The sequence below is a fragment of the Micromonospora sp. NPDC049107 genome, from assembly GCF_040648595.1.
Taxonomy (GTDB): Bacteria; Actinomycetota; Actinomycetes; order Mycobacteriales; family Micromonosporaceae; genus Micromonospora.
Window position 1 is genome coordinate 364,423 of the sequence record NZ_JBEZEC010000002.1, and the last position, 25,157, is coordinate 389,579.

At 73.3% G+C, this 25,157-nt stretch carries 24 protein-coding genes and 2 pseudogenes; 17 read left to right on the plus strand and 9 right to left on the minus strand.

Annotated elements, in window-relative coordinates:
- Positions 1 to 143: 143 nt before the first annotated feature.
- The 5 genes from AB0B55_RS06825 (at position 144) to AB0B55_RS06845 (ending at position 3,512) form a co-directional block, all read left to right on the plus strand.
- Complete coding sequence (locus AB0B55_RS06825; protein ID WP_357134316.1) at positions 144 to 752, plus strand: TIGR03086 family metal-binding protein; 609 nt, start codon at positions 144 to 146, stop codon at positions 750 to 752.
- Between the two features lie 568 nt (positions 753 to 1,320).
- The gene (locus AB0B55_RS06830; protein WP_357170856.1) at positions 1,321 to 1,953 is read left to right on the plus strand and encodes a LysE family transporter; all 633 of its coding nucleotides are present in this window, start codon (positions 1,321 to 1,323) and stop codon (positions 1,951 to 1,953) included.
- A 37-nt stretch (positions 1,954 to 1,990) separates the two neighbouring features.
- The gene (locus AB0B55_RS06835; RefSeq protein ID WP_357170858.1) at positions 1,991 to 2,650 is read left to right on the plus strand and encodes an acVLRF1 family peptidyl-tRNA hydrolase; all 660 of its coding nucleotides are present in this window, start codon (positions 1,991 to 1,993) and stop codon (positions 2,648 to 2,650) included.
- A gap of 194 nt (positions 2,651 to 2,844) precedes the next feature.
- Positions 2,845 to 3,144 carry a muconolactone Delta-isomerase family protein gene (locus AB0B55_RS06840; RefSeq protein WP_357134323.1) on the plus strand — a complete coding sequence of 100 codons (300 nt, stop codon included), beginning with the start codon at positions 2,845 to 2,847 and terminating at the stop codon, positions 3,142 to 3,144.
- Between the two features lie 2 nt (positions 3,145 to 3,146).
- Entirely contained in the window at positions 3,147 to 3,512 is a 366-nt protein-coding gene (locus tag AB0B55_RS06845) for an SgcJ/EcaC family oxidoreductase (RefSeq protein ID WP_357170860.1), read from the plus strand.
- 60 nt (positions 3,513 to 3,572) lie between these two features.
- Here AB0B55_RS06845 and AB0B55_RS06850 read toward each other — a convergent pair whose 3' ends face one another.
- Complete coding sequence (locus AB0B55_RS06850; RefSeq protein WP_357134327.1) at positions 3,573 to 4,490, minus strand: neutral zinc metallopeptidase; 918 nt, start codon at positions 4,488 to 4,490, stop codon at positions 3,573 to 3,575.
- Between the two features lie 245 nt (positions 4,491 to 4,735).
- Between AB0B55_RS06850 and AB0B55_RS06855 the strand changes: the two genes are divergently transcribed.
- Positions 4,736 to 6,340: an ABC-F family ATP-binding cassette domain-containing protein gene (locus tag AB0B55_RS06855; protein ID WP_357134329.1), complete on the plus strand. Its 1,605-nt coding sequence runs from the start codon at positions 4,736 to 4,738 to the stop codon at positions 6,338 to 6,340.
- A gap of 72 nt (positions 6,341 to 6,412) precedes the next feature.
- Here the strand turns inward: AB0B55_RS06855 and AB0B55_RS06860 are convergent, their stop codons facing one another.
- Positions 6,413 to 7,012: a cadmium resistance transporter gene (locus AB0B55_RS06860; RefSeq protein ID WP_357134331.1), complete on the minus strand. Its 600-nt coding sequence runs from the start codon at positions 7,010 to 7,012 to the stop codon at positions 6,413 to 6,415.
- Positions 7,013 to 7,224: 212 nt separating this feature from the next.
- On the opposite strand from AB0B55_RS06860, the gene AB0B55_RS06865 reads away from it, so the two are divergent.
- The 3 genes from AB0B55_RS06865 (at position 7,225) to AB0B55_RS06875 (ending at position 10,356) form a co-directional block, all read left to right on the plus strand.
- Positions 7,225 to 7,452, plus strand: coding sequence for a helix-turn-helix domain-containing protein (locus AB0B55_RS06865; RefSeq protein ID WP_007462679.1), 228 nt, complete (start codon positions 7,225 to 7,227; stop codon positions 7,450 to 7,452).
- Positions 7,453 to 7,498: 46 nt separating this feature from the next.
- Positions 7,499 to 8,266 (plus strand): enoyl-CoA hydratase/isomerase family protein, encoded by a 768-nt coding sequence (locus AB0B55_RS06870; RefSeq protein WP_357134333.1) that lies wholly within the window; start codon positions 7,499 to 7,501, stop codon positions 8,264 to 8,266.
- 113 nt (positions 8,267 to 8,379) lie between these two features.
- On the plus strand, positions 8,380 to 10,356 hold the full coding sequence (locus AB0B55_RS06875) for an ABC transporter ATP-binding protein (RefSeq protein ID WP_357171217.1): 1,977 nt from the start codon (positions 8,380 to 8,382) through the stop codon (positions 10,354 to 10,356).
- A 102-nt stretch (positions 10,357 to 10,458) separates the two neighbouring features.
- Here AB0B55_RS06875 and mug read toward each other — a convergent pair whose 3' ends face one another.
- From mug to AB0B55_RS06900, 5 genes are all read right to left on the minus strand, one after another.
- Positions 10,459 to 11,031, minus strand: coding sequence for a G/U mismatch-specific DNA glycosylase (gene mug, locus AB0B55_RS06880; RefSeq protein ID WP_357171219.1), 573 nt, complete (start codon positions 11,029 to 11,031; stop codon positions 10,459 to 10,461).
- A 143-nt stretch (positions 11,032 to 11,174) separates the two neighbouring features.
- The gene (locus tag AB0B55_RS06885) at positions 11,175 to 11,936 is read right to left on the minus strand and encodes an SDR family oxidoreductase (RefSeq protein WP_357170862.1); all 762 of its coding nucleotides are present in this window, start codon (positions 11,934 to 11,936) and stop codon (positions 11,175 to 11,177) included.
- Positions 11,921 to 12,406, minus strand: a complete 486-nt coding sequence (locus AB0B55_RS06890) for a hypothetical protein (protein WP_357171221.1) — start codon at positions 12,404 to 12,406, stop codon at positions 11,921 to 11,923. The genes AB0B55_RS06885 and AB0B55_RS06890 overlap by 16 nt, the downstream gene beginning before the upstream one ends.
- 107 nt (positions 12,407 to 12,513) lie before the next feature.
- The gene (locus tag AB0B55_RS06895) at positions 12,514 to 13,332 is read right to left on the minus strand and encodes a DUF692 domain-containing protein (protein WP_357170864.1); all 819 of its coding nucleotides are present in this window, start codon (positions 13,330 to 13,332) and stop codon (positions 12,514 to 12,516) included.
- The gene (locus tag AB0B55_RS06900) at positions 13,329 to 14,249 is read right to left on the minus strand and encodes a TIGR04222 domain-containing membrane protein (protein ID WP_357170866.1); all 921 of its coding nucleotides are present in this window, start codon (positions 14,247 to 14,249) and stop codon (positions 13,329 to 13,331) included. Before AB0B55_RS06900 ends, AB0B55_RS06895 begins: the two co-directional genes overlap by 4 nt.
- A 38-nt stretch (positions 14,250 to 14,287) precedes the next feature.
- On the opposite strand from AB0B55_RS06900, the pseudogene AB0B55_RS06905 reads away from it, so the two are divergent.
- Positions 14,288 to 14,428 (plus strand): annotated as a pseudogene (locus tag AB0B55_RS06905) (hypothetical protein); the annotation flags it as partial.
- 324 nt (positions 14,429 to 14,752) lie between these two features.
- Here the strand turns inward: AB0B55_RS06905 and AB0B55_RS06910 are convergent.
- Positions 14,753 to 14,947: pseudogene (locus AB0B55_RS06910) on the minus strand (helix-turn-helix domain-containing protein); the annotation flags it as partial.
- 56 nt (positions 14,948 to 15,003) lie between these two features.
- On the opposite strand from AB0B55_RS06910, the gene AB0B55_RS06915 reads away from it, so the two are divergent.
- The 3 genes from AB0B55_RS06915 to AB0B55_RS06925 all read left to right on the plus strand — a co-directional run bounded on the left by AB0B55_RS06915 (position 15,004) and on the right by AB0B55_RS06925 (position 17,805).
- Positions 15,004 to 15,864, plus strand: a complete 861-nt coding sequence (locus AB0B55_RS06915; RefSeq protein ID WP_357134341.1) for a carbon-nitrogen hydrolase family protein — start codon at positions 15,004 to 15,006, stop codon at positions 15,862 to 15,864.
- A gap of 64 nt (positions 15,865 to 15,928) precedes the next feature.
- Positions 15,929 to 16,573, plus strand: coding sequence for an HAD family hydrolase (locus tag AB0B55_RS06920; protein ID WP_357134343.1), 645 nt, complete (start codon positions 15,929 to 15,931; stop codon positions 16,571 to 16,573).
- A 299-nt stretch (positions 16,574 to 16,872) separates the two neighbouring features.
- Entirely contained in the window at positions 16,873 to 17,805 is a 933-nt protein-coding gene (locus tag AB0B55_RS06925) for an RIO1 family regulatory kinase/ATPase (protein ID WP_357170869.1), read from the plus strand.
- A 49-nt stretch (positions 17,806 to 17,854) separates the two neighbouring features.
- On the opposite strand, the gene AB0B55_RS06930 is transcribed toward AB0B55_RS06925, so the two are convergent.
- Complete coding sequence (locus AB0B55_RS06930; RefSeq protein WP_355053546.1) at positions 17,855 to 18,103, minus strand: DUF2630 family protein; 249 nt, start codon at positions 18,101 to 18,103, stop codon at positions 17,855 to 17,857.
- 463 nt (positions 18,104 to 18,566) lie between these two features.
- Here AB0B55_RS06930 and AB0B55_RS06935 point away from each other — a divergent pair, with 463 nt between their 5' ends.
- The 4 genes from AB0B55_RS06935 to AB0B55_RS06950 all read left to right on the plus strand — a co-directional run bounded on the left by AB0B55_RS06935 (position 18,567) and on the right by AB0B55_RS06950 (position 25,092).
- Positions 18,567 to 19,904, plus strand: coding sequence for a cytochrome P450 (locus tag AB0B55_RS06935; RefSeq protein ID WP_357134376.1), 1,338 nt, complete (start codon positions 18,567 to 18,569; stop codon positions 19,902 to 19,904).
- Entirely contained in the window at positions 19,901 to 20,818 is a 918-nt protein-coding gene (locus tag AB0B55_RS06940) for a terpene synthase family protein (RefSeq protein ID WP_357134347.1), read from the plus strand. The genes AB0B55_RS06935 and AB0B55_RS06940 overlap by 4 nt, the downstream gene beginning before the upstream one ends.
- A complete protein-coding gene (locus AB0B55_RS06945) occupies positions 20,811 to 22,415 on the plus strand; it encodes a prenyltransferase (RefSeq protein ID WP_357134348.1) in 1,605 nt (534 codons plus the stop codon). The genes AB0B55_RS06940 and AB0B55_RS06945 overlap by 8 nt, the downstream gene beginning before the upstream one ends.
- A 124-nt stretch (positions 22,416 to 22,539) precedes the next feature.
- Positions 22,540 to 25,092, plus strand: a complete 2,553-nt coding sequence (locus tag AB0B55_RS06950; RefSeq protein WP_357170871.1) for a nitrate- and nitrite sensing domain-containing protein — start codon at positions 22,540 to 22,542, stop codon at positions 25,090 to 25,092.
- Positions 25,093 to 25,157: the final 65 nt, after the last annotated feature.

A 25,157-nucleotide genomic window follows, 5' to 3' on the forward strand; every position in this document is an offset into this window, starting at 1 on the left:
CTCCGGGGTGCCGCGCTCGTCGTGTTTAGAGGTGAAATCTATTGTGGAACGGATCGTTCCGGTCTGCTAAGCTGAGTTTGAAACGGAGCGGAACGTTCCGTTTCACGGGGAAACTCGGCGGATCAGCGGAGAGGGTCGGGACAATGAACGAGACGGCAGCGGGACAGTGGCGGATCGTGCTCGACGAGGCGCACCGGGCGCTGCGGACGACCGCCGAGGGGATCCCGGCCGAGGCCTGGGACCTCTCCACCCCCTGCGAGCGGTGGACGGTCACCCAGGTGCTCCAGCACGCGACCGGCGACCAGCTCGCCTACGTCGCGGCGATCACCGGCGGATCGGGGCCGGAGGAGGATCCGTTCGCGCCCTCCGGGCGGATCGAGGGGGACAAGCTGACCGGCCTGTACGCCGCCCTCGACGCGTCCGCCCTCGCCTGGGTGGGCGTCGCCGACGAGGATCCGCAGGTGCCGACACCGCTGCCGCACGGCGCGCTGCCGGCCCACCTGGCTGCCGTCGCCGCCGCCCTCGACGCGGCGGTGCACGCCTGGGACATCGCGGTGGCCACCGGTCAGCCGTCCCCGCTCCACGACGACCTGGCCCGCCCCCTGTTCGAGGTCGCGCGGCAGATCGTCGAGCCGCTGCGGTCCTACGGCGCGTACGCGGCGGCGCTCGACCCGGGAGCGGAAGCCGACGACGTGAGCGCGCTGCTCTCCTACCTCGGCCGTGACCCCCGGTGGGCCGAGTCGCGGCACTGACCGGTCCCGATCCGCCAAGATCGTGCTCGATCATTGTTGTAGTGGCCTCGGTGTCTCGCCGAGGCCACTACAACATGGTGCGAGCACGATCTTCGATCGGCGCCCGCGGCTCGCCCGCCGGGTGGGAGTGATCGGGCGCCCGATCCCGGCAAGATCTGCGCAACTTCACCGATGTTGCGGTTTCCCGCGTGGCGGATGCAGCAACATCGGTGAAGTTGTGAGGATCTTGGGCGCGGGGCGCGGGGCGCGGGGCGCGGGGCGCGGGGCGCGGGGCGCGGGGCGCGGGGCGCGGGGCGCGGGGCGCGGGGCGCGGGGCGGACTACGACGCCGATCTTGCGCTTTCTGTGCCGACTTAATTCGCGAAGGTGAACATTTCGGCGTCGCTAAGTGCAAGATCGGCGGGCGGATGCGACGGCGCTGCGGGGAAATCCGTTGCGGGGACGACTGCCGGCGCGCAGGATGCCGATGTGATCGAGGCGTACGCGATGCGGGTTCTGGTCCCTGCGACGACTGCCGGTCGTCGACAGCGGCCGGTACCGGGGCGGGCCTCGATCCTGCGTCGACGGCCATGAGCGGGGCGTTCCTCGCCGGTCTGGTGGCCGGCTACGGCGTCGCCATCCCGGTCGGCGCGATCGCGATCCTCATCCTGGGGCTCAGTGCCCGTACCTCGTTCCGGGTCGGCGCGGCAGCGGCCCTCGCGGTGGCGACGGCCGACGGGCTCTACGCGGCGGTGGCCGCGCTGGGCGGCGCGAGCCTGGCCGGGGTCATCGCGCCGGCCGCCGGTCCGCTGCGGGTGGCCGCCGCCGTGGTCCTGTTAGGGCTGGCCGCGCACGGGCTCTGGCGGACCTGGGCTGCCCACCGCTCCCGACGCGCGCCGACGGCGCGGGGCGGTCGGGGGATGGATACTCCGGGCCGCGCCTACGCGGCGCTGCTCGGATTGACCCTGCTGAACCCGACGACGGTGCTCTACTTCGTCGCGTTGGTCCTCGGTCGTCCGGACACGGCCGACGCGGGACCGGTGCCGGCGGCCCTGTTCGTGGCCGGAGTGTTCCTGGCGTCGGCGAGCTGGCAGCTGCTCATCGCCGGTGGCGGCACGGTGGTCGGCCGTGCGCTGACCGGCCCGCGCGGCCGGCTGGTCACGGGCGTGCTCTCCAGCGTCCTCATCGCCGCGCTGGCGGTGGCCGCGGTGGTGCCGGGCTGACGGTCCGGGTGCGCCGGCGGTGGCGTACGGTCGGGCGGTGACCAGTCGACCCGCTGCCGGGGGAGGCCGGTGGGTCGAGGTCGACCCGGCCCGCGTCGGCCGCTGGGTCGAGGGCTTCGCCGACCGGCACGGCCCGCCCACCACCACCGCACGGGAGTACGGGCTGCTGCTGACCGCCCCCGACGGAGCCACCGCCGAGTTGCACACGCCACCCGGGTCACCCGCCAGCGGCGACGTGGCCGCCTTCGTGGCCGCCGCCGGCACGCCGTACCGGATCGGTCTCTTGTTGGCGCGCAAGGGTGCGGTGGCGATCGGCGTGGCGCTCGGCGCCGAGCTGGTGGTCTCCAAGGTGGACACCCGGTACGTGCAGGGGCGCACCGCGGCCGGTGGGTGGTCGCAGCACCGGTTCGCCCGGCGGCGTGACAACCAGGCCAAGGCGGCGCTGGGTGACGCGGCGGACCTGGCCGTACGGCTGCTGCTGCCGGAGGCGGCGAAGCTGGCGGCCCTCGTCTGCGGCGGTGACCGGCGGGCCGTGGACACGGTGCTCGCGGACCGGCGGCTGGCCCCGCTGCTGCCGCTGCGGGCCGAGCGGCTGCTCGACGTGCCGGAGCCTCGACACGCGGTCCTGGTCGCGGCGGTGAGCGCGGCCTGGGCGGTACGGATCCGGTTGCGCGACCCCGCCCCGGCCGCAGACTGACCGCGTCTGGTCCGCGGCGACGCTACCCCCGCCCCGAACGGGCGGCGTGTGGTCAGCGGCGACGCTACCCGTGCCGGATCACGGCGGCGGCGACTGCTCTCGGCTGGCCGCCCCGTCGAGCCGGAGCAGAGATGACCGCCACCCGAACGGGGGTTCGGGGCGTGGTGCGGCGCGCATCGTCGGAGGATGGGCGCGTGGAGTTCCTGGTGGACATGGTGACGACGGTGCCCGCCGGCACCTCGGAGGACGGGGTTGCCGAGATGCGTGCGCGTGAGGCGGCGCGTTCGGCCGAGTTGACGGCGCGGGGCAGTCTGCTGCGCCTGTGGCGGCCGCCGCTGGCGCCGGGGGAGTGGCGTACGTGGGGGCTCTTCGAGGCTGCCGACGCGGACGAGTTGGAGGCGGTCCTCGCGTCGATGCCGCTGCGCGCCTGGCGGCGGGAGACCGTCACGCCGTTGACGCCGCACCCGAACGACCCCGGTCGGCCGGGGCGGTGACCGTGGCCGGTGACGAGGTGGAGATCCTGCGCGCGGTCCTGAACCGGTGGAGGTCGGCGGTCGACGCGCACGAGCCGGACCGCGTCGCGTCGGTCTTCGCGGATGACGCGATCTTCCAGGGCCTGCACCCGTACGCCGTCGGCCGGGACGGCATCGCGGCGTACTACGCGGCACAGCCGCTGGGCCTGACCGCCGCGTACGAGATCCGGGAGACCCGGCGGCTCGCGGACGACGTGGTCCTCGGCTATCTGGAGGTCGAGTTCGGGTTCACCGACCGGCCGGCGCTGAGGGTGTACCTCGGCGTGCTGGTGCGGCGGGTCCACGACGCCTGGTTGATCGGGCACTACCAGGTGTCCCGGCTCGACTGACCACCCAACGACAATCGCGGCAGGCCCGCTCGGAGGGCCTGCCGCGACCGCGTGGAGCTGTCAGAGCTGGTTGGTGCCGAAGGTGTCGCAGGTCTTCGGGTCGCCGCTGTTGTAGCCCTGCTCGAACCACTTCTGCCGCTGGGCGGCGGTGCCGTGGGTGTACGAGCTCGGGTCGCTGCCCCGGCCGGACTTCTGCTGAATGGCGTCGTCGCCGATCGCGCCAGCGGTGTCCACCGCGTCCTGGATGTCCTGCTCGCTGATCGACTTGAAGATCGCCTTGTCGTTCTTCGACTTGGTCTCGGTGGCGTGGTTGGCCCAGGCGCCCGCGAAGCAGTCCGCCTGCAACTCCAGCCGGACCGAGCCGGAGGTAGGCCCGGTCTTGCCGTCCTGCGCCTTGGCCTCGGTGCCGAGCAGGTCCTGCACGTGGTGGCCGTACTCGTGCGCGAGAACGTACGGCTGGGGGAATTCGCCAGTGACGCCGAACTCGGACTTGAGCGTGTCGTAGAAGGTCAGGTCGATGTAGACATGCTTGTCCGCCGGGCAGTAGAACGGGCCGACACCCGAGTCGGCCTGACCGCAGCCGGTGTTCACGCTGTTGCTGAAGAACCGGGTGGTGACCGGCTGGTACTGGTCGCCGAACGCCTTCGGCATGGCGTCCTTCCAGTAAGCCTGGATGGAATTGATGAAGAGGGTGTTGCGGCAGTCCTCGGTCTTGGTCGCGCTCGCGGAGCACTCGGCGTCCAGGCTGGAGTTGTCGGCTGGCTGGTCGCTGCCGCCTCCGCCGCCGAGCTGGCTGAGCCCGAACCCGCCACCGGCCAACGCCAGCACGACGGCGATGATGATGCCGATCAGGCCGCCGCCCCGGCCGCCGCCCCCGGGGATCGGGATCCCGAGGCCTCCGCCCCCGCCGCCTCCGCCGGATCCACGCATGTCCTCTACCTGACTGGTGTCGACCTGCGCGTTCTCGTTCAGCTCCATGATGACCTCGATCGCGTGAAATGTCCTGTGATAGGCCGTCAGCGCCGGACCGGGTCCGGACGGCGATTCGGTACCCGATGATCTTGATTGGTAATCCGACCCGGCCGCTCGACCGCGCCCCGGTACACTTGTCCCCGTGCCGCGCTGCGAAGGCTGAACCGCCCCGCGCCGACGGGCCCACCGCCCGCCGGCGCTTTCGCGTGCCCTGAGTCAGCCTTCCAGACCCCGAGAGCGAGTCCCACAAGATGATCACTGCCACCGGCCTGGAACTGCGCGCCGGCTCCCGGATCCTGCTGTCCGACACCACCCTGCGCGTGCAGCCCGGTGACCGGATCGGCCTGGTCGGCCGCAACGGCGCCGGCAAGACCACCACCCTGAAGGTGCTCGCCGGCGAGGGCCAGCCGTACGGCGGGCAGATCGACCAGCGCAGCGCCATCGGCTACCTCCCGCAGGACCCCCGCACCGGCGACCTGGAGGTCACCGGCCGCGACCGGGTGCTCTCCGCCCGCGGCCTGGACGTGCTGATGTCCCAGATGAAGGAGATCGAGGCCCAACTGGCCGAGGACGCCAGCGACAAGTTGGTCCGCCGCTACGGCGCGCTGGAGGACCAGTTCGCCGCCCTCGGCGGGTACGCCGCCGAGGCCGAGGCCGCCCGGATCTGCGCCAACCTCGGGCTGCCGGACCGCGCGCTCGCCCAGACCATCGGCACCCTCTCCGGCGGTCAGCGCCGGCGCATCGAGCTGGCCCGGATCCTGTTCCGGGACGCCGGTGAGAACGGCGGCGGCATCCTGCTGCTCGACGAGCCGACCAACCACCTCGACGCCGACTCGATCACCTGGCTGCGCGGCTTCCTCGCCAACCACAAGGGCGGGCTCATCGTGATCTCCCACGATGGCGCGCTGCTGGAGTCGGTGGTCAACAAGGTCTGGTTCCTCGACGCCACCCGAAGCGTGATCGACGTCTACAACCTGGGCTGGAAGGCGTACCTGGAGGCCCGCGAGACCGACGAGCGACGTCGCCGCCGCGAGCGGGCCAACGCCGAGAAGAAGGCCGGCGCGCTGATGGCGCAGGCCGACAAGATGCGGGCCAAGGCCACCAAGACCGTCGCCGCGCAGAACATGGCCCGCCGCGCCGAGAAGCTGATCTCGGGCCTGGAGGAGGTACGCGTCGCCGACCGGGTGGCAAAGGTCCGCTTCCCCAGCCCCGCCCCGTGCGGCAAGACGCCGCTGACGGCGACCGGCCTCTCCAAGTCGTACGGCTCGTTGGAGATCTTCACCGACGTCAACGTGGCGGTGGACCGGGGTTCCCGGGTGGCCATCCTCGGGCTCAACGGCGCCGGCAAGACGACGCTGCTGCGGATGCTCGGCGGGCTGCTCAGCCCGGACACCGGCGAGGTGCACGCGGGGCACGGACTGCGGTTGGGCTACTACGCGCAGGAGCACGAGACGCTGGACGTGGAGCGGACGGTGCTGGAGAACATGCGCGCCGCCGCGATCGAGCAGTCCGACACGGACCTGCGCAAGATCCTCGGCGCGTTCCTCTTCTCCGGCGACGACGTGAACAAGCCGGCCGGGGTGCTCTCCGGTGGCGAGAAGACCCGGCTGGCCCTGTCCACGCTGGTCTGCTCGGGCGCCAACGTGCTGCTGCTCGACGAGCCGACCAACAACCTCGACCCGGTCAGCCGCGAGCAGGTGCTCGACGCGATCGCCAACTACCCGGGCGCGATCGTGCTGGTCACGCACGACCCGGGCGCGGTGCTCGCGCTCAAGCCGGACCGCGCGATCCTGCTGCCCGACGGCGACGAGGACGCCTGGAGCGACGACCTCCTCGAACTGGTCGAGCTGGCCTGACCGCTGCGCCGGGCGGTCGGGTGGCCGGACCGCCGGGCCTCAGCCCAGCAGGGTCGACCAGCCGGACCGGTCTCAGCCCAGCAGGTCGACGAGCCGGCCCAGCACGCCGGAGCTGACCAGGATCACCACACCGATGCCGACGAAGATCGCCGGTACCAGCCAGTGCCCGGCACGCTCCACCAGGGCGACCACCCGCCGGTGGCCGCCCAGCCAGGCCGCGGCGGCGCACCACAGGCCGATCAGCACCACGAAGATCAGCAGGAACACCGCGCTGTCGCCGGGGCCGAGAGCCCGGAACACGGGTACGTAGACGGCGACGTTGTCGGCCCCGTTGGCGATCGTCACCCCGGCCACGCCGAGCGTGCCGGTGACCACGGTGGCCGGCTCGTCGTCGTCCCGGTGCCACAGCGCGCGGACGCCCAGCGCGATCGGCAGCAGGCCGAGCAGCCCGGTCCACGGGTCCGGCACGGCCAGCAACCCGGCGGCGACCACCGCGCTGGCCAGCGCGAGCGCGCCGATGCCCAGATATTGGCCGGCGACGATCTGCGCGGTGCGCGGGCGGCCGGTGGTGCGGGCCGCGACGAAGAACAGCGTGAGGATGACGATGTCGTCGATGTCGGTGGCGGCGAAGACGACGGCCGCGCCGGCTGCGGTGCCGAACAGGTCGATCACGTCCGGGAGCGTACGGGTGGAGGTGTCACCGCGCTCGGGTGGACCGTTCGGGTGGCAGAGCGGGACGGTTCGGGAGGATCACTCTATCGGGAACCTGACATTGCATAGCGTGTCGGTTGGCGAAGAGTTGATATCTGGCGCATGATCGTCCGAGGCGGTCTAATAGGTGGGACCGTATCCGAACCGCACAGTCTGGGACGTGAGGACACAGCATGGCAGCCACTGGCACAGCCACCAGCACTGAGAAGGGTCGCCGGATCGTCGGAGCCGAGCGTCAGACGCTCGCCAAGGACCTGGTAAAGCGGTACACCTCGGGGGAGAGCATCCGCGCGCTGGCGGCCTCGACCGGCCGTTCCTACGGGTTCATCCACCGAGTGCTCACCGAGTCCGGGGTTCAGCTGCGTCAGCGCGGCGGTGCCCGGCGCCGCAAGAAGGCGTGACCCGCCCCTTAGCGTCGTTGACCAACGCCGCTCCCCGGGCAGTCCGGTGACCGCCGAGGCGACCGGGGTTCGGCTGACCTGCGACGGGCCGGTCGCCACGGTGACGTTGTGCCGGCCCGACGTGCTCAATGCCCAGACACCGGCCATGTGGCGCGCGATGAGCGAATTCTCGCGCGACCTGCCCGGTGACGTACGGGTGGTGGTGGTCCGGGGCGAGGGGCGTGCGTTCTCCGCCGGTCTCGACCTCGCGGTTGCCGGTGCGTCCGGCCCGGGGTCGTTCGCCGAGCTGGCCACGCTGCCCGAGGACGAGTGCGCCGACCGGATCGCCGAGTTCCAGGGCGGCTTCAGCTGGCTGCACCGGCCGGACGTCATCTCCGTGGCGGCGGTGCAGGGGCACGCGATCGGTGCCGGCTTCCAGCTTGCCCTCGCCTGCGACCTGCGGGTCCTCGCCGCCGACGCGAGGTTCTCGATGGCCGAGGTGACGCTCGGGTTGGTGCCCGACCTGGCTGGCACGAAGCGTCTCGTGGAGCTCGTCGGCTACTCCCGGGCGCTGGAGATCTGCGCCACGGGCCGCCGGCTGGACGCCGCCGAGGCCGACCGGATCGGGCTGGCTACTCTCGTCGTACCCTCGGGAGAGCTGGACGACGCGGTCCGCGACCTCACGGCGGGCCTGTTGGCCGGCCCGCGGGACGCGGTGGTGGAGATCAAGGCGCTGCTCGCCGGCGCGGCCGGGCGGTCGCACGCCGACCAGCAGCGGGCCGAGCGTGAGGCGCAGACCCGCCGCCTGCGCGATCTCGCCGGCCGGGGCGAATAGTAAGGACCGCGCGGGAAGATCCGGGTTACGACCGAGGTTGTCACACCTGTCGGGAGAATTGACCCGACAGCGCGGTCCGCCCGACGACCCGGAGGTGAGTGGTGTCCAGCCCGATGTCCGGCGGTGGCATGGCCGGGTGGAGCATGCTCCGGTCGATGCGCAACCGCGACGAAGTCTCCACCCACCGGCTCAAGGGCGGGGTGGCCCGCCGCATCGTCGCCTTCGCCCAGCCCTACCGGCGCGACATCGTCGTCTTCCTGGCCACGGTCGTGCTCGCCGCCATCATCGGCGTCGCCACGCCGGTGCTCGCCGGTGACGTGATCAACGCGATCAACCGGGGCGGCACCGAGGCTGGTCGGCTCATCGTCCGGTTGGCCCTGTTCATCGCCGGGCTGGCGGTCGCCGACGCGTTGCTGTCCCTGGCCCAGCGGTGGTATTCCGCCCGCATCGGCGAGGGCATCATCCTCGACCTGCGCACCCGCGTCTACGACCACGTGCAGCGGATGCCGTTGCAGTTCTTCACCCGCACCCAGACCGGCGCCCTGGTCAGCCGGCTCAACAACGACGTGCTCGGCGCCCAGCGCGCGTTCACCTCCACCCTGTCCGGCGTGGTCAGCAACGTCATCCAACTGGTGCTCACCGCCGCGGTGATGTTCACCCTCTCCTGGCAGATCACCGCGCTCTCGCTGGTGCTGCTGCCGATCTTCATCATCCCGGCACGCCGGGTGGGCCGGCGGCTGGCCGACATCACGCGCGAGGCGTACAACCTCGACGCCAAGATGAACGCGACGATGACCGAGCGGTTCGGGGTGGCCGGCGCGCTGCTCGTGAAGCTGTTCGGGCAGCCCGAGATCGAGGCCCGCCGGTTCGCCGACCGGGCCGAGCGGGTGCGTGACATCGGCATCCAGTCCGCCATGTACTCCCGGACATTCTTCGTGGCGATGCTGCTGGTCGCCTCGCTGGCGCAGGCGCTCACCTACGGTCTCGGCGGCTGGCTCGCCGTCACCGGCGGCGTCAGCGCGGGCACCGTCGTGACCCTCGCGCTGCTGCTCACCCGCCTGTACGGGCCGCTCACCGCGCTCTCCAACGTCCGCGTGGACGTGATGAGCGCGCTGGTCTCCTTCGACCGGGTCTTCGAGGTGCTCGACCTCAAGCCCGGCATCGTGGAGAAGGCCGATGCCGTCCCGGTGCCCCGGGGCGCCGGCCGGGTCGACTTCCGCGACGTGCGCTTCCGCTATCCCAGCGCGGCCGAGATTTCCCTCGCCTCGCTGGAGGAGGTCGCCACCCTCGACCGCACCGTCAATGAGCCGGTGCTCAAGGGCGTCTCGTTCAGCGTCGAGCCGGGGCAGATGGTCGCCCTGGTGGGGCCGTCGGGCGCGGGCAAGTCGACGCTGTCGATGCTCGTCTCCCGGATCTACGACGTCTCCGACGGCCAGGTCCTGGTCGGCGGGGTGGACGTGCGCGACGCGACGCTCGCCTCCCTGCGCGACGAGATCGGTGTGGTCACCCAGGACTCGCACCTGTTCCACGAGACCATCGCCGAGAACCTGCGCTACGCCAAGCCCGACGCCACCGACGACGAGATCTGGGCTGCGCTCGCCGGCGCCCAGGTCGCCGACCTGGTCCGGTCGCTGCCCGACGGTCTGGACACGACGGTGGGGGAGCGCGGCTACCGCTTCTCCGGCGGCGAGAAGCAGCGCATCGCCATCGCCCGACTGCTGCTCAAGGCCCCGTCGATCGTCATCCTCGACGAGGCGACCGCACACCTCGACTCGGAGAGCGAGGCCGCGGTGCAGCGTGCGCTGTCGGTGGCGCTGGCCGGACGTACCGCCCTGGTGATCGCCCACCGGCTCTCCACCGTCCGGGACGCCGACCAGATCCTCGTGCTCGACGGCGGTCGGATCGTCGAGCGCGGCCGGCACGACGAGCTGGTCGCCGTCGGCGGGCTCTACGCCGAGCTGTACCGCACCCAGTTCGCGGTCGCCGACTCGCCCCGCCCCTTCGTGGACGCGACCGGCCCCGAGCCGGTGGTCATGCCCCTGGGCACGTACGTCGCCGACGAGGCGATGCCGCCGGCCGCCGCCAACTGACGGACGCCTTGGTTGATCGACTCGGGTTGCTGGAAGTCGCGGTCTCCCGGTCGCGTCGACGGCCCGACTTCCTTGACGTCGAGTCGATCAACGGCGACACGGTCAGGTCGGGCGGCGCACCCGCAGGCCCGTCGCCGCGCGCAGCTCGGCGAACGCCGCGCCCAGCGTGACCGGTGTGAAGTGGGCGTTCAGCCCGCTCGGGTTCGGTAGCACCCAGAGCCGGGAGCCGGCCAGCGACTCCGGTTGCGGCCCGAAGGCCGCCTTCGGCCGTTGGAAACCGATCCGGTACGCGGTCACCCCCACCACGGCCACCCAGCGTGGTGTGAATCGGGCCACCTTGTCGGTCAGGACCGCGGCGCCGTCGAGCAGTTCCGCGGCGCTCAGCTCGTCGGCGCGGGCGCTGGCCCGGGCGGCCATGTTGGTGATGCCGAGGCCGAGGGGCGGTAACTCGTCTTGCTCGCTCGGGTGCAGCAGTCGGGGGGTGAACCCGCCCAGGTGCAGCGCCGGCCAGAACCGGTTGCCGGGCCGGGCGAAGTGCCACCCGGTCGCGGCCGACCAGAGGCCGGGATTGATGCCGACGAAGAGCACCGACAGCGCTGGCGCGAGCACGTCCGGGATGGTCCGGTCCGCGGCTGCGGCCAGGTCCGTCTTGGTCGGACGGGACCGCGTGTTGATCGACCCGGGTTCTTGGAAGTCGGGGTGTCCTGGTCGCGTCGACGGCCCGACTTCCTGCGAGCCGAGTCGATCAACGGCCGGGTGACCGGGCTGGGTCGGCCCGTGCGGCGTGACCGCACGGGAAGCTCGCGGTCGGTCAGGCTTCACAGGCCCCGCAACGCGCCGCCGTCGACCGGCACGGTGAGGCCGGTCAGGTAACTCGCGGCGGGGGAGAGCACGAACGCGGCCACCCGACCGAACTCGGCCGGGTCGCCGAGGCGTCGCAACGGGATGAGGGCCTCCGCCTCGGCGCGGGCGCGCTCCGGGTCGCCGGTCGCGGCGAACAGCTCCCGGTTGCGGTCCGTCATGATCCGGCCGGGCAGCAGGCCGACGACGCGTACGCCGCGCGGGCCGTAGTCGTCGGCGATGTCCTTGGCGACGCCGACGAGGCCGGGCCGCAGGCCGTTGGAGATGCCGAGGCCGGGCACCGGCCCACGGGCCGACGTGGACAGCACCAGCCCGATCGCGCCCCCGTCGGGCAGGGCCCCGGCGACGGCGCGCGCGGTGCGGACGGTGCCCAGGAAGACGGTCTCGAAGGAGTTCCGCCACTGCTCGTCGGTGATCGACGCGGCGTTGCCGGCGGGCGGGCCGCCGACCGAGATCAGCGCGCCGTCGAGCCGGCCGAAGTGGGTGCGGGCCGCCGCGACGAGCCGCTCCGGGGTCTGCGGGTCGGTCAGGTCCGCGGCGACGCCGACCGCCTTGCCCGGACCGCCCAGCTGCTCGGCGGCGGCGGCCACCGCGTCCGCGTCCCGCGCCGAGAGCACCACCCGGGCACCGTCGGCGACCAGGCACTGCGCCGTCGCGTAACCCAGGCCGCGGGAGGCGCCGGTCAGCACGTACACGCGGTCGGTCAGTCCGAGATCCATAACGCCGATCCTGCCCGATCCGGAGCGTCCCCGCCAACGTTGGCGGCGGGGCGCAGCAGACGTACCCGACCGGCGACCTGCACCGCGATGGCGCCGCCGACGCGGGCGACGGCCGGCAGCCGGCGCGGACGTGGCGCGGTGTGCCCGTCGTAGCGCAGGGCCGCCTCCCGGACCGCCAGCTCCTCCGCGCCCGATGGCGGCAGTGCGGCCCGCCCGCGCAGGGTCCGGGCCAGATCCCAGCCGTCGCGCAGCGAGCCGGCCGTGGGGCGGCCGGCGGCCCAGTCGACGAAGGTCGACAGCCACGCCGGGCCGAGGCCGGCGGCGAGCAGCGGCCAGTGCCGGGCCACCTCGCCGGCGCGCTTGTTCAGCAGCGCCGCCCGGGCGGCGGCCAGCGGCCCCACCGCGAATCCGGCCGGCGACGGACCTCCGGCGACCAGCGCCGCGACCAACTCCGCCTGCCGCGCGGCCAGGCCGGGCCGGGGTGCGGGCCGCTCGGGTGCGCCGTCCCGGTCGCCGCCGGCCGCGCCGGCCAGGTCACGGCCGGGAGCGCCGGTCAGGTCACGGCCGGCAGCGCCGGTCATGTCACGGCCGGGAAGCCGGACGCCGCGGCCAGGGCGTCCAGTTCGGCGCGCAGCTCGGCGGCCGGCGGGTACCCGCCGTCGCGCTCCAGCAGCAGCGCCGGCGGCCGTCGCCGGGCACAGAGCGCGCCGACCAGCTCCAGCACCTGCGGCGGCATGGGATGGGTGTGCGTGTCGTGGTAGAAGCCGCCGTGTTCGGCCCCGCCGGCCACGTGCACGTAGCCGATCCGGTCCAGCGGCAGCCGGTCGAGCAGCGCGAGCGGGTCGGTGCCCCGGTTGCGGGCGTTGGCGTGCACGTTGGCGACGTCCAGCAGCAGCAGCGCGCCGGTCCGGTCCAGGATCTCGGTGAGGAAGTCCGCCTCGTCCAGCTCGTCGTCGGGCCAGTCGAAGAGGGCGGCGATCGGTTCCAGCGCGATCGGCACCGGCAGCTCGGCCTGCGCGCGGGCCACGTTCGCGCAGACCGCGTCGACCGCCTTCCGGCTGCGAGGGAGCGGCAGCAGGTGCCCGGCCTCGAGCCCACCGGCCCGCACGAACGCGATGTGCTCGCTGACCAGCGGGGCGTCCACCCGCTGCGCGACGGCGGCCAGGTGGGCGACGCGGGCCGGGTCGACCGGTTCGACGCCGCCGAGGGAGAGCCGCACCCCATGGGGTACGACTGTCACACCGCGCTCGCGCAGCCCCGTCAGCCCGACCGGAAGGGGCCCGGCCGACGCCACGGACTCGGCCACCACCTCGACGAAGCGCAACCCGGGCAGCTCGGCCACGAAACCGGCGATCTCGGGACGCCAGCCGATGCCGACGCCGTACGGGCCGGTCACCCGCCGCACCCACCGCCGCCGCACCCGCCGCCTCCACCGCAGGAGCTGCCACCGCCGCAGGAGCTGCCGGTCGTACCCGACGACCCGGTGCCGGCACCCGACGACCAGCCGCTGCTGGCGATCGCCTGGCGCTGGATCTCGGCCTGCGCGGCGAAGCCCGGGTCGATGGCCCACAGCGACACCGTGCCGTACAGCGCCACGCCCATCGCCGCGCCGGCCGCGCCGTAGGTGGCGTACGCGGGGGACGAGTCGGGAGCGAGGTGGCGGTGTCGGTTCCGCAGGTCGCGCAGCGCGCTGCGACCGGCCGGGGTGGTCTCCGGCACCCGCCAGAGCAGCAGCACCGCCACCGCCACGCCGACCAGGGTGAGCAGCAGGAAGCCCACCGGTCGGCCGTTGGCCAGCCCGGCGAACAGCCGTACGACGCCGAACACCAGCAGGGCGGCGAGGAGCAGCCGCCACTGTTGTGCGGTGACCCGCCGCGCCGGGTTCACTCGCAGTCCCCGCTCTTCGAGGCGGGCCCCGAGCTGGTCGAGCGCGGCGGCCACCCGCTCGTCCTGGGCCAGGTCCCGGGCTCGGACGCCCTGGTGGGCGGCCCAGTGGATCGCCTGCTTCAGTGGGGTGAGCCCGGTCGGGGCCGGGCCGGTGGTGCGCAGGTGACGATCCGGGCCGACGTCGATCGCGCCGCTGCTCCGCAGGCCGCCCAGCGCGGCGTGCACCGCGAGGGTCGGCCCACCGTTGAGGTAGCCGACCTCCTCGGGGTCGAGCCGCTTGGCGACGGGGGGTTCCGCGCCGGTGCCGAGACGCACCCGGTGCAGCACCGCGACGGCGGCCACCACGACGGCCGCCACGAGGTAGAGCCGCAGGAAGGTCGGACCGGGGACACCCCAGGTGTCGCCCGAGGCGGCGTGGACGATCATCGGTTGCTCCTGTCGCCGGAGGGGTCGGCGGCCCCATTGTGGAGCACCGTCGCCATCCGGTCGGGCCGGGGCACCCGCGTCGTCGGCGGTGGCGCGAACACCGCTCAGCGGCGGCGGACCGCCTCCTCGACCAGGTCCAGCACCGGGCCCAGGTCACCGGCCGGTCGGCCCATGGCCAGGTGCAGCACCAGGCCGTCGTAGGCCAGCTCCAGGAACTGGGCCAGCACGTCGATCGGTACGTCCTCGCGCAGCACCCCGGCGTCGCGCTGGCGGGCCAGCCGGTCCCGGGTCGCCTCGGCGATCGCGGCGGACCGCTCGGCCCAGCGCTTGGCGAACGCCGGATCGGTGCGCAGCCGGCGGGACACCTCCAGTTGACTGCCCAGCCAGCCGGTGGTGTCCGGCGAGACGGCGCGGGCCAGCAGGTCGCGCATCACCTGCACCAGACCGTTACGGGCGACCGTTTCGACCATGGCGGCGGCGTCGTCCTCGGCGACGGCGAGGAAGAGCGAGTCCTTGTCGCGGAAGTGGTGGAAGATGGCGCCCCGGGACAGGCCGGTGGCCTCCTCGAGGCGGCGGACGGTGGCCCCCTCGTAGCCGAGTCGGGCGAAACACGCCCGGGCCGCGGCAAGGATCTCCTGCCGGCGCGCGTCGAGCTGGTCCTGACTTACTCTGGGCACACCTCGATCGTCGCAGGTCACCTCGGGCGGTGCAAACCGTACGTACGGCTTGGTAACGCGACGTTTACGATCCAGCGGTGACCCGCTCGTACCCCGCGCCGTCCGGCCCGCTGACCGTCGCCACCGTCCAGGCCACCCCGGCGCCCGGTGACGTCGCCGGAAACGCGGCGGCCGCCGCCGAGCTGGTCCGGCTCGCCGCCGGGCAGGGCGCCCGGGTGGTCGTCCTCCCCGAGCTGTACCTGTGCGCGTACCACCCGCCGACCCTCGCCGCCGATCCGGTCGGCACCCACGTGGCGGCCGACCCGGCCGGGCTGGTCGCCGACGGTCGGCTCGACCCGCTGCGCGCCGCGGCACGGACCGCCGGGGTGACCGTGGTGGTCGGCGCCGCGGTCCGGCACCCGGACGACCGGCGGACCATCGCCGCCCTCGTGGTCGACCGCGCTGGCGCCGTCCGGGTCGGGTACGACAAGCAGCAGCTCTGGGGCGACGAGCGCGACCTGTTCAGCCCCGGCGGGCGGGGCGCCACGCTGCTCGTCGACGACTGGCGGCTCGGGCTGGGCATCTGCTACGACGGCTGCTTCCCGGAGCACGGCCGGGCCGCCGCGCGCGACGGCGCGCACGCCTACCTGTGTCCCAGCGGCTACCTGGCCGGCTCGGAGCACCGCCGGGACCTGTACTACGCGGCGCGGGCACTGGACAACACGATGTTCGTGGTCTTCGCCAACGCTGTCGGCGGCAGCGACCCGTGGCGGTTCAACGGCGGTGCGGCGATCTACGACCCGCAGGGACGTACGCTCGCCCGGGGCGCCGACGAGGGCACGGACACGCTCGTGGCGACCCTCGAGCCGGCCGTGCTGACGGCCACCCGGGCAGCCCATTCGATGCTCGCCGATCTGCTGCCGGGCCAGGGCGGCGCGCGGATGTCGCTGACCGGTTAAGCCCATCGTCAACTCGAAACACGCGGGTCTGTTGGCGGACACGTCGGTCCCGTAGGGTGCCCGAGTGCCACTGCTCCTGCTGGACCTGGACAACACCCTGCTGGACCGGGCCGGGCCCTTCCGCCGCTGGGGTGAGCGCTTCCTGGACCGCATCGGCGCGCCCTCCACCGACATCGACTGGCTGGTCTCGCTCGACGCGGACGGGTTGACCGACCGCTGGGACCTGGCCGACGCGATCCGGGACCGCTACGAGCTGCGCATTCCCTCGATCGACCTGGTGGAGGAGCTGCACGACGGGGTGGTGGCGCAGACCCGGCTCGACCCGCTGACCGCCTGCGCGCTGCGCATCGCCGACGACGCGGGGTGGGTGCCCGTGGTGGTGTGCAACGGCACGGTACGCCTGGAGGACGCCAAGATCCGTCGTACCGGCCTGGACCGCTACGTCGCCGACTGGGTGATCTCCGAGGAGGCCGGGGTCAGCAAGCCCAACCCGCGGATCTTCGCGCTCGCCGCGCAGCGGGTCCGGATGCCGCTGCGTGGCGCGTGGGTGGTCGGCGACAGCCCGGAGGCGGACATCGGCGGCGCCGCCGCGGTGGGGTTGCCCAGCGTCTGGCTGCACCGGGGGCGGACCTGGTCGGACGTCCGGTTCGCGCCGAGCCGCACGGTGGACGGGCTGATCGCCGCCGTCGCCACGGTCCTCGCGAGCTGACGCGGCCACCGCAGTCGAGCTGACGCGGCCACCGCAGTCGAGCTGACGCGGCCACCGCTGGCTGACACTTCCGGCGCTGGCTGACGGCGGCCACCGCTGTCGAGCTGACGCTTCCGGCGCTGGCCGACGCGGAAAACCGTCGTAATTCGGTTGACCCGCTGACCGAGCCGCGGCGAGGATGGGCGGCGCATCGTGCACCGGGCATACCGCCCGTTCGAGGAGAGGAGGCCGGTCATGGCCGTCTTCGCAGGTCGCTTTCCGCTGCCTATCTCAGCCTCGACCAAGGGAACCTCACCACAGTGCGCGATCATGACCTCCCGGCGCTGGAGCGCCGGACCCGCGGCAAGCGCCGCTTCGACGACGACGAACCGCAGTTTCTGAAGCGGGCCCGGCCCACCGAGTCGCCCGCCGATCCCGACACCGAGCCTGATCCCGACACCGGCGAACGCTGGTCGTCCTGGGACGACGCGGTGCACGGGCCACAGCCGTACCCGGACTGGTTGGTCACCGAACTGGCCGCCAAGGACACCGAGCTGGGTGTGCTGAAGACCGGCAAGGAGGCGGACGTCCACCTGGTCCGCCGGGCGGTGCCGGACACGGACCGGTCCTGCCTGCTGGCGGTGAAGCGGTACCGGGACGCCGAGCATCGGCTGTTCCACCGTGACGCCGGCTATCTGGAGGGCCGCCGCGTGCGGCGTTCCCGGGAGATGCGGGCGATGGTCGGCCGGACGGCCTTCGGCCGCCAGATGATCGCCGGGCAGTGGGCGGCGGCCGAGTTCGCGGCGCTGGCGCGGCTCTGGGAGATCGGCGCCGGGAACGACCGGATCGCCGTGCCGTACCCCGTGCAGTTGCGGGGCACCGAGCTGATGTTGGAGTTCGTCGGCGACGCCGGGTCGGGCCTGGCGGCGCCCCGGCTGGCCCAGCTGCGGCCCGGCCCAGCCGAGCTGCGCGACCTGTGGGGCCAGCTGGTCGAGGCGCTGCGCGTGCTGGCCCGGGCGGGCTACGCGCACGGCGACCTGTCGCCGTACAACCTGCTCGTGCACTCCGGGCGGCTGGTCGTGATCGATCTGCCGCAGGTGGTCGACGTGGTGGCGAACCCGCAGGGGCCCGAGTTCCTGGCCCGCGACGTACGGGTGGTCGGCGCCTGGTTCGTGGCCCGGGGGTTGAGCGCCGAACAGGCCGATCCCGGCGCGCTGACGGGGGAGTTGCTGCGCGAGGCGGGCATCCGCTGACCGGAGCGGGTCGGGTGGCCGGGGTGGCCGCCCGACCCGCCCGTGTCGATCACTGCAGGTAGCGCTCCACCTCGGGCTTGGGGCGTTCGCCCTGCGAGTCGGGGTCGCCGTGGCTGGATCGGGCGGCCCGGCGGCGGCGCAGCAGGTCCCAGCACTGGTCGAGGGATTCCTCCAGGGCGCGCAGCCGCTCGCTGGTCTCGCCCTCGGTGCCGGACTCGTGGGCCTGGGCCTCCGCGCGCAGCCGGTGCTCCTCGTCGACCAGCTCGGAGATCCGGTTCAGGATGGTCTTGTCGTCCATGCCACAGAGCCTGGCACAGGGTGCCCGTCATCGCCCGGATTCGGGGGTACCGGTGCGTCCTTGCTCACTGCGCTGCCCGCCCTCTGGGACTGCCCGGACGTGGCCCGCCCCGGCGGGTCCGGTGGACGACCGACCGCGGAACCGTCGTCGTCCGGACCGGCCGACGGCGGCGGCGGATCGATCTACGGGCGCGACCTGCGCCGGTGCCGGGTCCTCACAATCCACTCAGGACCGACTAGGGCGCAGACATCGATGCCCGTCTAGGGCAACGATCGAATCTCACCGGTCACAGGTCTGGAGGTGTCCCGGATTTGGTGAGATGCTTCCGACGCCCAGAAGGTGAAAATTCCACAGTCCCGACCGGCCGAAGTGGACCGCCCAGGCCGCCGGGGCGACGAGGAGACAGCGCATGTCCCAGGTGTCCGATGCCGGCCCCGCCCCCGTCAGCACCGAACCCCGGATGATCCCACTCCGTCGTGCCCTGCCCGCGCTGGTCCGCGATCCGCTCGGCGCGCTCGTCGGCTTCGCGGACGCCGCCGGTGGCGACGTCGTCCGGCTGAACCTCGGCTCGTTCCGTCCCTACCTGGTCAGCCATCCCGAGCACCTGCAACGAGTGCTGAGGGACAACGTTGCCAACTACACCCGCGACGGGGAGGGCCTGTTGTGGCGGCCGGTCCGGCGGATCGTCGGCGACGCCATCCTGGTCGCCGAGGGTGAGATCTGGGAGTCCAGCCGCGGCGCGCTGCAACCCCTGTTCACCGCCAAGCGCGCCGAGACGCTCGTCGACCGGATGGCCGAGGCGATCAACGAGGCCGTCGACGAGTGGCTGGAGCCGGCCCGCGACGGCCGCCCGATCGACGGCGGCGCGGAACTCACCCGGATCGTGCTGCGGACCACGATGCGGGTGCTCTTCGCCGACCGCATCTCGGTGCCGGACGCGTTGCGGATCAGCGCCGCGCTGGACACCGTCACCACCGCGATGCTCCCGCGTCTGCTGGTGCCGTTCGTGCCGTACGCGGTGCCGATGCCCGGCGACCGGCCCTTCCGCGAGGCGGTGCGGACCATCGACGAGGTGGTGCTGCCGATCATCCGGGAGGCCCGCGCCCGGCCCACCGACGGCGACGACATCATCTCCACCCTCTGCCGGCCGCGCGCCGACGGCAGCGAGCCCGACGAGTACGCGATCCGCGGCGACGTGGTCGCGATGTTCTCCACCGCCACCGAGACCACGATCGCGCTGCTCTCCTGGCTGTGGCCGGTGCTGGCGTCCCGGCCCGACGTGGCGGAGCTGATGACCGACGAGATCGAGCGGGTGGTGGGCTCCGAACGGGTCGGCCGCGAGCACCTGCCGCAACTGCGCTACGGCCGGATGGTGCTCGACGAGATGCTGCGGCTCTACCCGGCCGGTTGGATGATCCCCCGTACCGCCGTCGCGGACGACGTGCTGGGCGGTGCGCGGATCAAGGCGGGTGGCACCGTGCTGGTCAGCCCGTACGTCACCCAGCGGATGTCGACCTTCTGGGACGATCCGACGCTGTTCGATCCGGAGCGCTTCGCGCCGGAGAAGCCCCGCCGGCGCTACCGCTACTCGTACTTCCCGTTCGGTGGTGGGCCGCACCAGTGCCTCGGGCAGTACCTGTTCCTGCTGGAGGCGCAGCTCATCGTCAGCACCGTGCTGAGCCGCTACCGGTTCCGGCTGCGCGAGCCCGTCGGCCTGACACCCCGGCTCGGCGCCTCGCTGCAACCCAAGCAGCGGGCCGAGCTGATCGTCACTCCGGTCGAACGCCCGGTCGTCTCGTGACCGGCGCGCCGTGGCCGGTGCAGGCCGGGCCCGACGCCGTCGCCGAGCAGGGCCGGGTGTGCGCGCTCGCCGTACGAGGCGTCCGCGACCTGCAGGGCGTCACCGCCGCCCACCCGGAACTCTTCGACGCCGCGCCGTTCGACGCCGCGCTGCTCAGCTCGGTGGCCACCGCGATCGCGTTCACCGCGCCGTGGCACACCGCCGCCGAACTGCGGCTCACCACCCGTACCCTGCTCTGGGTCTTCGCCGCCGACTGGCAGGTCGACTACCTCGCCCGGTCGGCGGACGACGTCCGGGCGATCGTGACCGACTGCCTGGCGGTCGCCGACGGCGCCGCGCCGCCGCCCGGCCGGCACCTCGCGCGACTGTTGGCCGACCTGCGCGACGAGCTGGCCGCCGTGCCGGCGTTCCGCCGGCTGCGCCCGATCTGGCGCGAGGAGCTGGCCCGGATGCTCGCCGCCGTGTCGCGGGAGTGGGACTGGAAGAACCTGCCCACCGACCCGACCACCGGGCAGCGCCTGCCGGACCTGGACCGCTACCTGGACAACGCCGACAACCTCGCCTGCTCCTTCGTCAACGTCACCCACTGGATCGCCACCGGTGACGACAGGACCCTCGCCCAGTTGACCGACCTGCTCGACGCCGGCCGTGGCGTGCAGCGGGTGCTGCGGCTGGTCAACGACCTCGCCACGCACGAGCGGGACGCCGAGTGGGGCGACCTGAACGCCCTGCTGCTGGTCGACGACCCGGCGCGGGTGCACGCCCGGCTCGCCGAGCTGACCACCCGGTCCCGCGGCGACCTCGCCGCCCTCGCCGAGCGTTGCCCTCGCCAGGCGGACTACCTGCACCGGCAGATCTCCTTCACGGGTGGCTTCTACCAGCTCTCGGACTTCTGGGGAGCACGCGATGAGTGAGGGCCCGGGGCACGTGCTGGTCCAACCCCCCACCGACGCCGCGCGCGAGCTGATCGCCGGCCTGGCGCTGCGCCCGTGGGGGCAGGTAGCCCCCTCGGTGTACGAGAGCGGCCGGCTGGTCGCCGACGCGCCCTGGCTGCCGGGGCACCACCAGCGGATCGGGTTCCTGCTACGCGGGCAGCGCCCCGACGGGGCGTGGGGCCCACCCGAGGGGTACGCCCTGGTGCCCACCCTCAGCGCCGTCGACGCCCTGCTCGCGGCGCTGGCCGACGGAAAGTCTGCCGGTCCGCACCTGCTCACCCCGGTGCGGCGCGGGCTGGACGCGCTCACCGGCCGCCTGCTCGCCACGCACGCGCGGGCGCTGCCCGACACCCCGGCGCTGGATCTCATCGTTCCCGCCCTGGTCGAGTCGATCAACGGGCGGTTGACCCGGTTGGGTCGGGCGGTCGCCGACCGGTTGCCCCGTCCGCCGCTCGCGCTGCCCGCCGGGCTCGGCCCCGACCGGCTGCGGGCGGTACGCGGCGCGGTCGCCGCCGGGGCGCCGCTGCCGGCGAAGCTGGCCCACTTCTACGAGGTGCTGGGCGCGACGCCGGCCGACGCCGGGCCGACCCTCACCGCGGTCGGCGCGTCACCCGCCGCGACCGCCGCCTGGCTGAGCGCCGCCGGCCCGGACGCCGGCCCCGCCGCGTACACGTTCCTGCGGACGCTGATCCGCGACGGCGACGGTCCGGTGCCCTGTCCGACCCCGATCACCGTGTTCGAGCGGGCCTGGGTGCTCGGCGGCCTGCGTCGTGCCGGTGTCGCGCTCAACCCGCCGGCGGCCGTGCTGCGCACCCTGGCCGCCGCCACCGCCGCCGAGGGCATCGCCACCGGCGAGGGGCTGCCGACCGACGCCGACACCACCTCGGTCACGTTGGACGCGCTGGCCCGGCTCGGCCACCTCGCCGACCCGGCGGGCCTGTGGGCGTACGAGACGGCGGACGGTTTCTGCACCTGGCCGGGGAGTGAGGACGGCTTCTCGGTCACCACCAACGCGCACGTGCTGGACGCGTTCGGCCAGTACGTGACCGGGCACCCCGGCGCGGACGCGCGGTACCACCGGACGGTCGACCGGCTCAGCGCCGTGCTGCCGGCGCACCAGCTCGCCGACGGCCGCTGGCAGGACCGGTGGCACGCCTCGCCGTACTACGCGACGGCCTGCTGCGTGCTGGCCCTGGCGGAGTTCGGTCGCGGCGGCGTGGCGGCCGAGGCGCTCGACCGGGCGGCCGGTTGGGTGCTGGACGGGCAGCGGGCCGACGGGTCGTGGGGGCGGTGGGACGGCACGGTCGAGGAGACCGCGTACGCCCTGCAGGTGCTGGTGGCCGTGCCGACCGGAGCGCCCCGGGTCGACGACGCGGTGGCGCGCGGCCACGCCTATCTCCACCAACGGTCCGACCGGTCGGACCCTCCACTGTGGTACGGAAAAGAGCTGTACTGTCCTACCGCGATCGTTCGCGCGGCTGTCCTGGCTGCCTGTCGGCTCGCCTCCGCCCATCTGGGCGGGGTCGACCGTTCGGTGGTGGATTGTGGTTACCAGGCAACAAAAACAGCGACTTGAGGGGTTGTGTGGACACTGCTAGCGTACGCAGAGCCTCAGCCCCGTACGCCCCGCCGTGGCGGGACGTCGTCCTCCATGATCACCCGTTGATGAGCTGAGTCAACGCCCTGCCTGGGACGGTTCAATGCGTTCTCGCGGTACGAGTATCCGCACCAAGGTTGTCGCCCTGCTGCTCTCCCTGGTCGCGCTCTGGATGTTCGCGGCGTGGGTCACCCTGCGGGACGGTTTCAACCTGCTCGGTGTCCAGCTGCTCAACAGCAGGGTCTACGCGCCCAGCGAACCCCTGCTGCAGGAGCTTCAGCTTGAGCGGCGGCTGACCCAGGCGTACCTCAGCAACCCCGACGCCGCGCAGCGCGCGGCCCTGGAGGCCGAGCAGCGCAAGGCCACCCAACTGGCGGACGACTTCGCCGACTCGGTCCGCAACTGGCAGGTCGACGTGGCCGGCAGCTCCGCCCTCGACGTCCAGCTCGACGACACGATCGCGCAGATCAACGAGTTGAGACAGACCCGGGCCGACGTGCTGGGCCGCAAGGTCGACCGGATCTCCGCCGCGGACGCCTACACGGACGCCATCGAATCGATCTTCCGGATCTACGACGTCACCGGCAGCCTCGACGACAAGGAGATCGCCGCCGATGCGGCCGCCCTGATCCAGCTCAACCGGATGAAGGAGCTGATCTCGCAGGAGGACGCGCTGCTCAGCGGCCTCTTCGGCACCGGTCGGATCAGCGGCCCCGAGTACGCCCGCTACGTCAGCCTGGTCGGCGCCGAGCGGTTCCTCGGCGAGGAGACCCGCGCCCGGCTCGCCGACGCCGATCAGCGGCGCTACCAACAGCTCGTCGAGGGTGAGGCCTTCAGCCGGCTGCGCGCCGTCCAGGACAGCATCATCCGCGAGGGCCGGCCGGCGACCCAGTTGCCGGTCGGCTCCGAACAGTGGCGCGGCACCGTCGAGCCGGCGCTCGCCGAGGTCAACGACGCCGTCGTCGACGGCGGCGACGACATCGTCGGCCGGGCCACCGGCGTGGCCGTGATGGTCGTCGTCCGACTCGTGCTCGCCACCGGCCTGGGTCTGCTCGCCGTCATCGCCTCGGTCGTCGTCTCGATCACCACGGCCCGCACCCTCCTGCGCCAGCTCGACCGGCTGCGGCAGGCCGCCTGGCAGCTCGCCGACGAGCGGCTGCCCCGCGTGGTCGACCGGCTCGGCCGTGGCGAGGAGGTCGACGTCGCCACCGAAGCGCCCCCGCTGGAGTTCGGCACCGACGAGATCGGCCAGGTCGGCAAGGCGTTCAACGCCGTCCAGGAGACCGCCCTGCGCACCGCCGTCGAGCAGGCCGACCTGCGCCGCAACGTCCGCGAGGTCTTCCTCAGCCTGGCCCGACGAACCCAGGCGCTGGTTCACCGCCAGCTAACCCTGCTCGACGCGATGGAGCGGCGCGAGCACGACGCGGAGGAGCTGGAGGACCTGTTCCGGGTCGACCACCTGGCCACCCGGATGCGGCGCAACGCGGAGAACCTGATCGTGCTCTCCGGCTCCACCCCGGGCCGGGCCTGGCGGCGCAACGTCCCCATGGTGGACGTCGTACGTGGCGCGGTGGCCGAGGTGGAGGACTACACCCGGGTCAACGTGCTGCCGCTGGGGGCCGTCTCACTCGCCGGCCGGGCGGTCGGCGACATCATCCACCTGCTCGCCGAGCTGATCGAGAACGGCCTGTCGTTCTCGCCACCGCACACCACCGTGGAGGTCCGTGGCCAGCTCGTGGCGAACGGCTTCGCCATCGAGATCGAGGACCGGGGCCTCGGCATGAGCGAGGAGGATCTGGCGGCGGCGAACCACCGCATCGTCGACCAGTCCGAGCTGAACCTGGCCAACGCCGCCCGCCTGGGCCTCTACGTGGTGAGCCGGCTGACCGAGCGGCACGGCGTGCGGGTCCGCCTCAAGGAATCGGCGTACGGCGGCACCACCGCCGTCGTCCTCATCCCGCTGGAGCTGATCACGGCGAACGGCGCCGCCCCGGAGGACTCCGGCGCGATCCCGGCCGGCCCGACGGCCATCGCGCTGCCGGCCGGCCCGACCGCGGCCGGCCCCGTCGAGGGCGGTCGTCCCGCCAGCCTCTCGACGGTCGCGGTCGCCACCGCGGCGACGGACACCAGCGCCCCCGGCGCGGCGCAGCCGGTCACCCCGGTCGCCCCGGCGCTGGCCGAGAGCAGTACCACCACCGAGCAGACGGACGAGGGCGACAAGGACGTCGTACTCCCCACCCGCCAGCGGACCGCGGCGGCGGACCTGCCCACCCGGGCCCGGCGTGTCCTGGGCCAGCCGGCCCTGGAGGGCCCGACCGTGCCGACCGGCCTGCCCGCCGTGGAGCGGGCCGGCGCCGGTGGCAGCGAGCCGAGCACCGACGGCGGGCCGGTCCCGGCGCGGACCGAGACGGACCGCACCGGCTCCGGACTGCCGGTCCGCGTCCGCCAGGCGAACATCGTGCCCGAGCTGCGCGACGACCCGGCGGCGACCGAGTCCGACGAGGAGGACGTGGTACGGCCACCCGAGCAGGTACGCCGGATGATGAGTTCCTATCAGACCGGCACCCGGCGCGGCCGGACCGACGCGGCGCGACTGCTCGGCGGCGCGCCGGGCGCCACGCCCGACTCGACCGACGAGGAACCGCAAGCCACCTGACCGAGCACCTTCGCTGCGGGTTCCGCGTGGTGTGACGGTCAAGCCCAAGACGAATACGGCGCAAC

Bases quoted from the DNA above. Each gene is read 5' to 3' on its own strand.
- AB0B55_RS06885 (WP_357170862.1), bottom strand. From the start codon at position 11,936: ATGGATCTCGGACTGACCGACCGCGTGTACGTGCTGACCGGCGCCTCC.
- AB0B55_RS06875 (WP_357171217.1), top strand. From the start codon at position 8,380: ATGTCCGGCGGTGGCATGGCCGGGTGGAGCATGCTCCGGTCGATGCGC.
- AB0B55_RS06825 (WP_357134316.1), top strand. From the start codon at position 144: ATGAACGAGACGGCAGCGGGACAGTGGCGGATCGTGCTCGACGAGGCG.
- AB0B55_RS06900 (WP_357170866.1), bottom strand. From the start codon at position 14,249: ATGATCGTCCACGCCGCCTCGGGCGACACCTGGGGTGTCCCCGGTCCG.
- AB0B55_RS06830 (WP_357170856.1), top strand. From the start codon at position 1,321: ATGAGCGGGGCGTTCCTCGCCGGTCTGGTGGCCGGCTACGGCGTCGCC.
- AB0B55_RS06945 (WP_357134348.1), top strand. From the start codon at position 20,811: ATGAGTGAGGGCCCGGGGCACGTGCTGGTCCAACCCCCCACCGACGCC.
- AB0B55_RS06930 (WP_355053546.1), bottom strand. From the start codon at position 18,103: ATGGACGACAAGACCATCCTGAACCGGATCTCCGAGCTGGTCGACGAG.
- AB0B55_RS06855 (WP_357134329.1), top strand. From the start codon at position 4,736: ATGATCACTGCCACCGGCCTGGAACTGCGCGCCGGCTCCCGGATCCTG.
- AB0B55_RS06865 (WP_007462679.1), top strand. From the start codon at position 7,225: ATGGCAGCCACTGGCACAGCCACCAGCACTGAGAAGGGTCGCCGGATC.
- AB0B55_RS06950 (WP_357170871.1), top strand. From the start codon at position 22,540: ATGCGTTCTCGCGGTACGAGTATCCGCACCAAGGTTGTCGCCCTGCTG.
- AB0B55_RS06850 (WP_357134327.1), bottom strand. From the start codon at position 4,490: ATGGAGCTGAACGAGAACGCGCAGGTCGACACCAGTCAGGTAGAGGAC.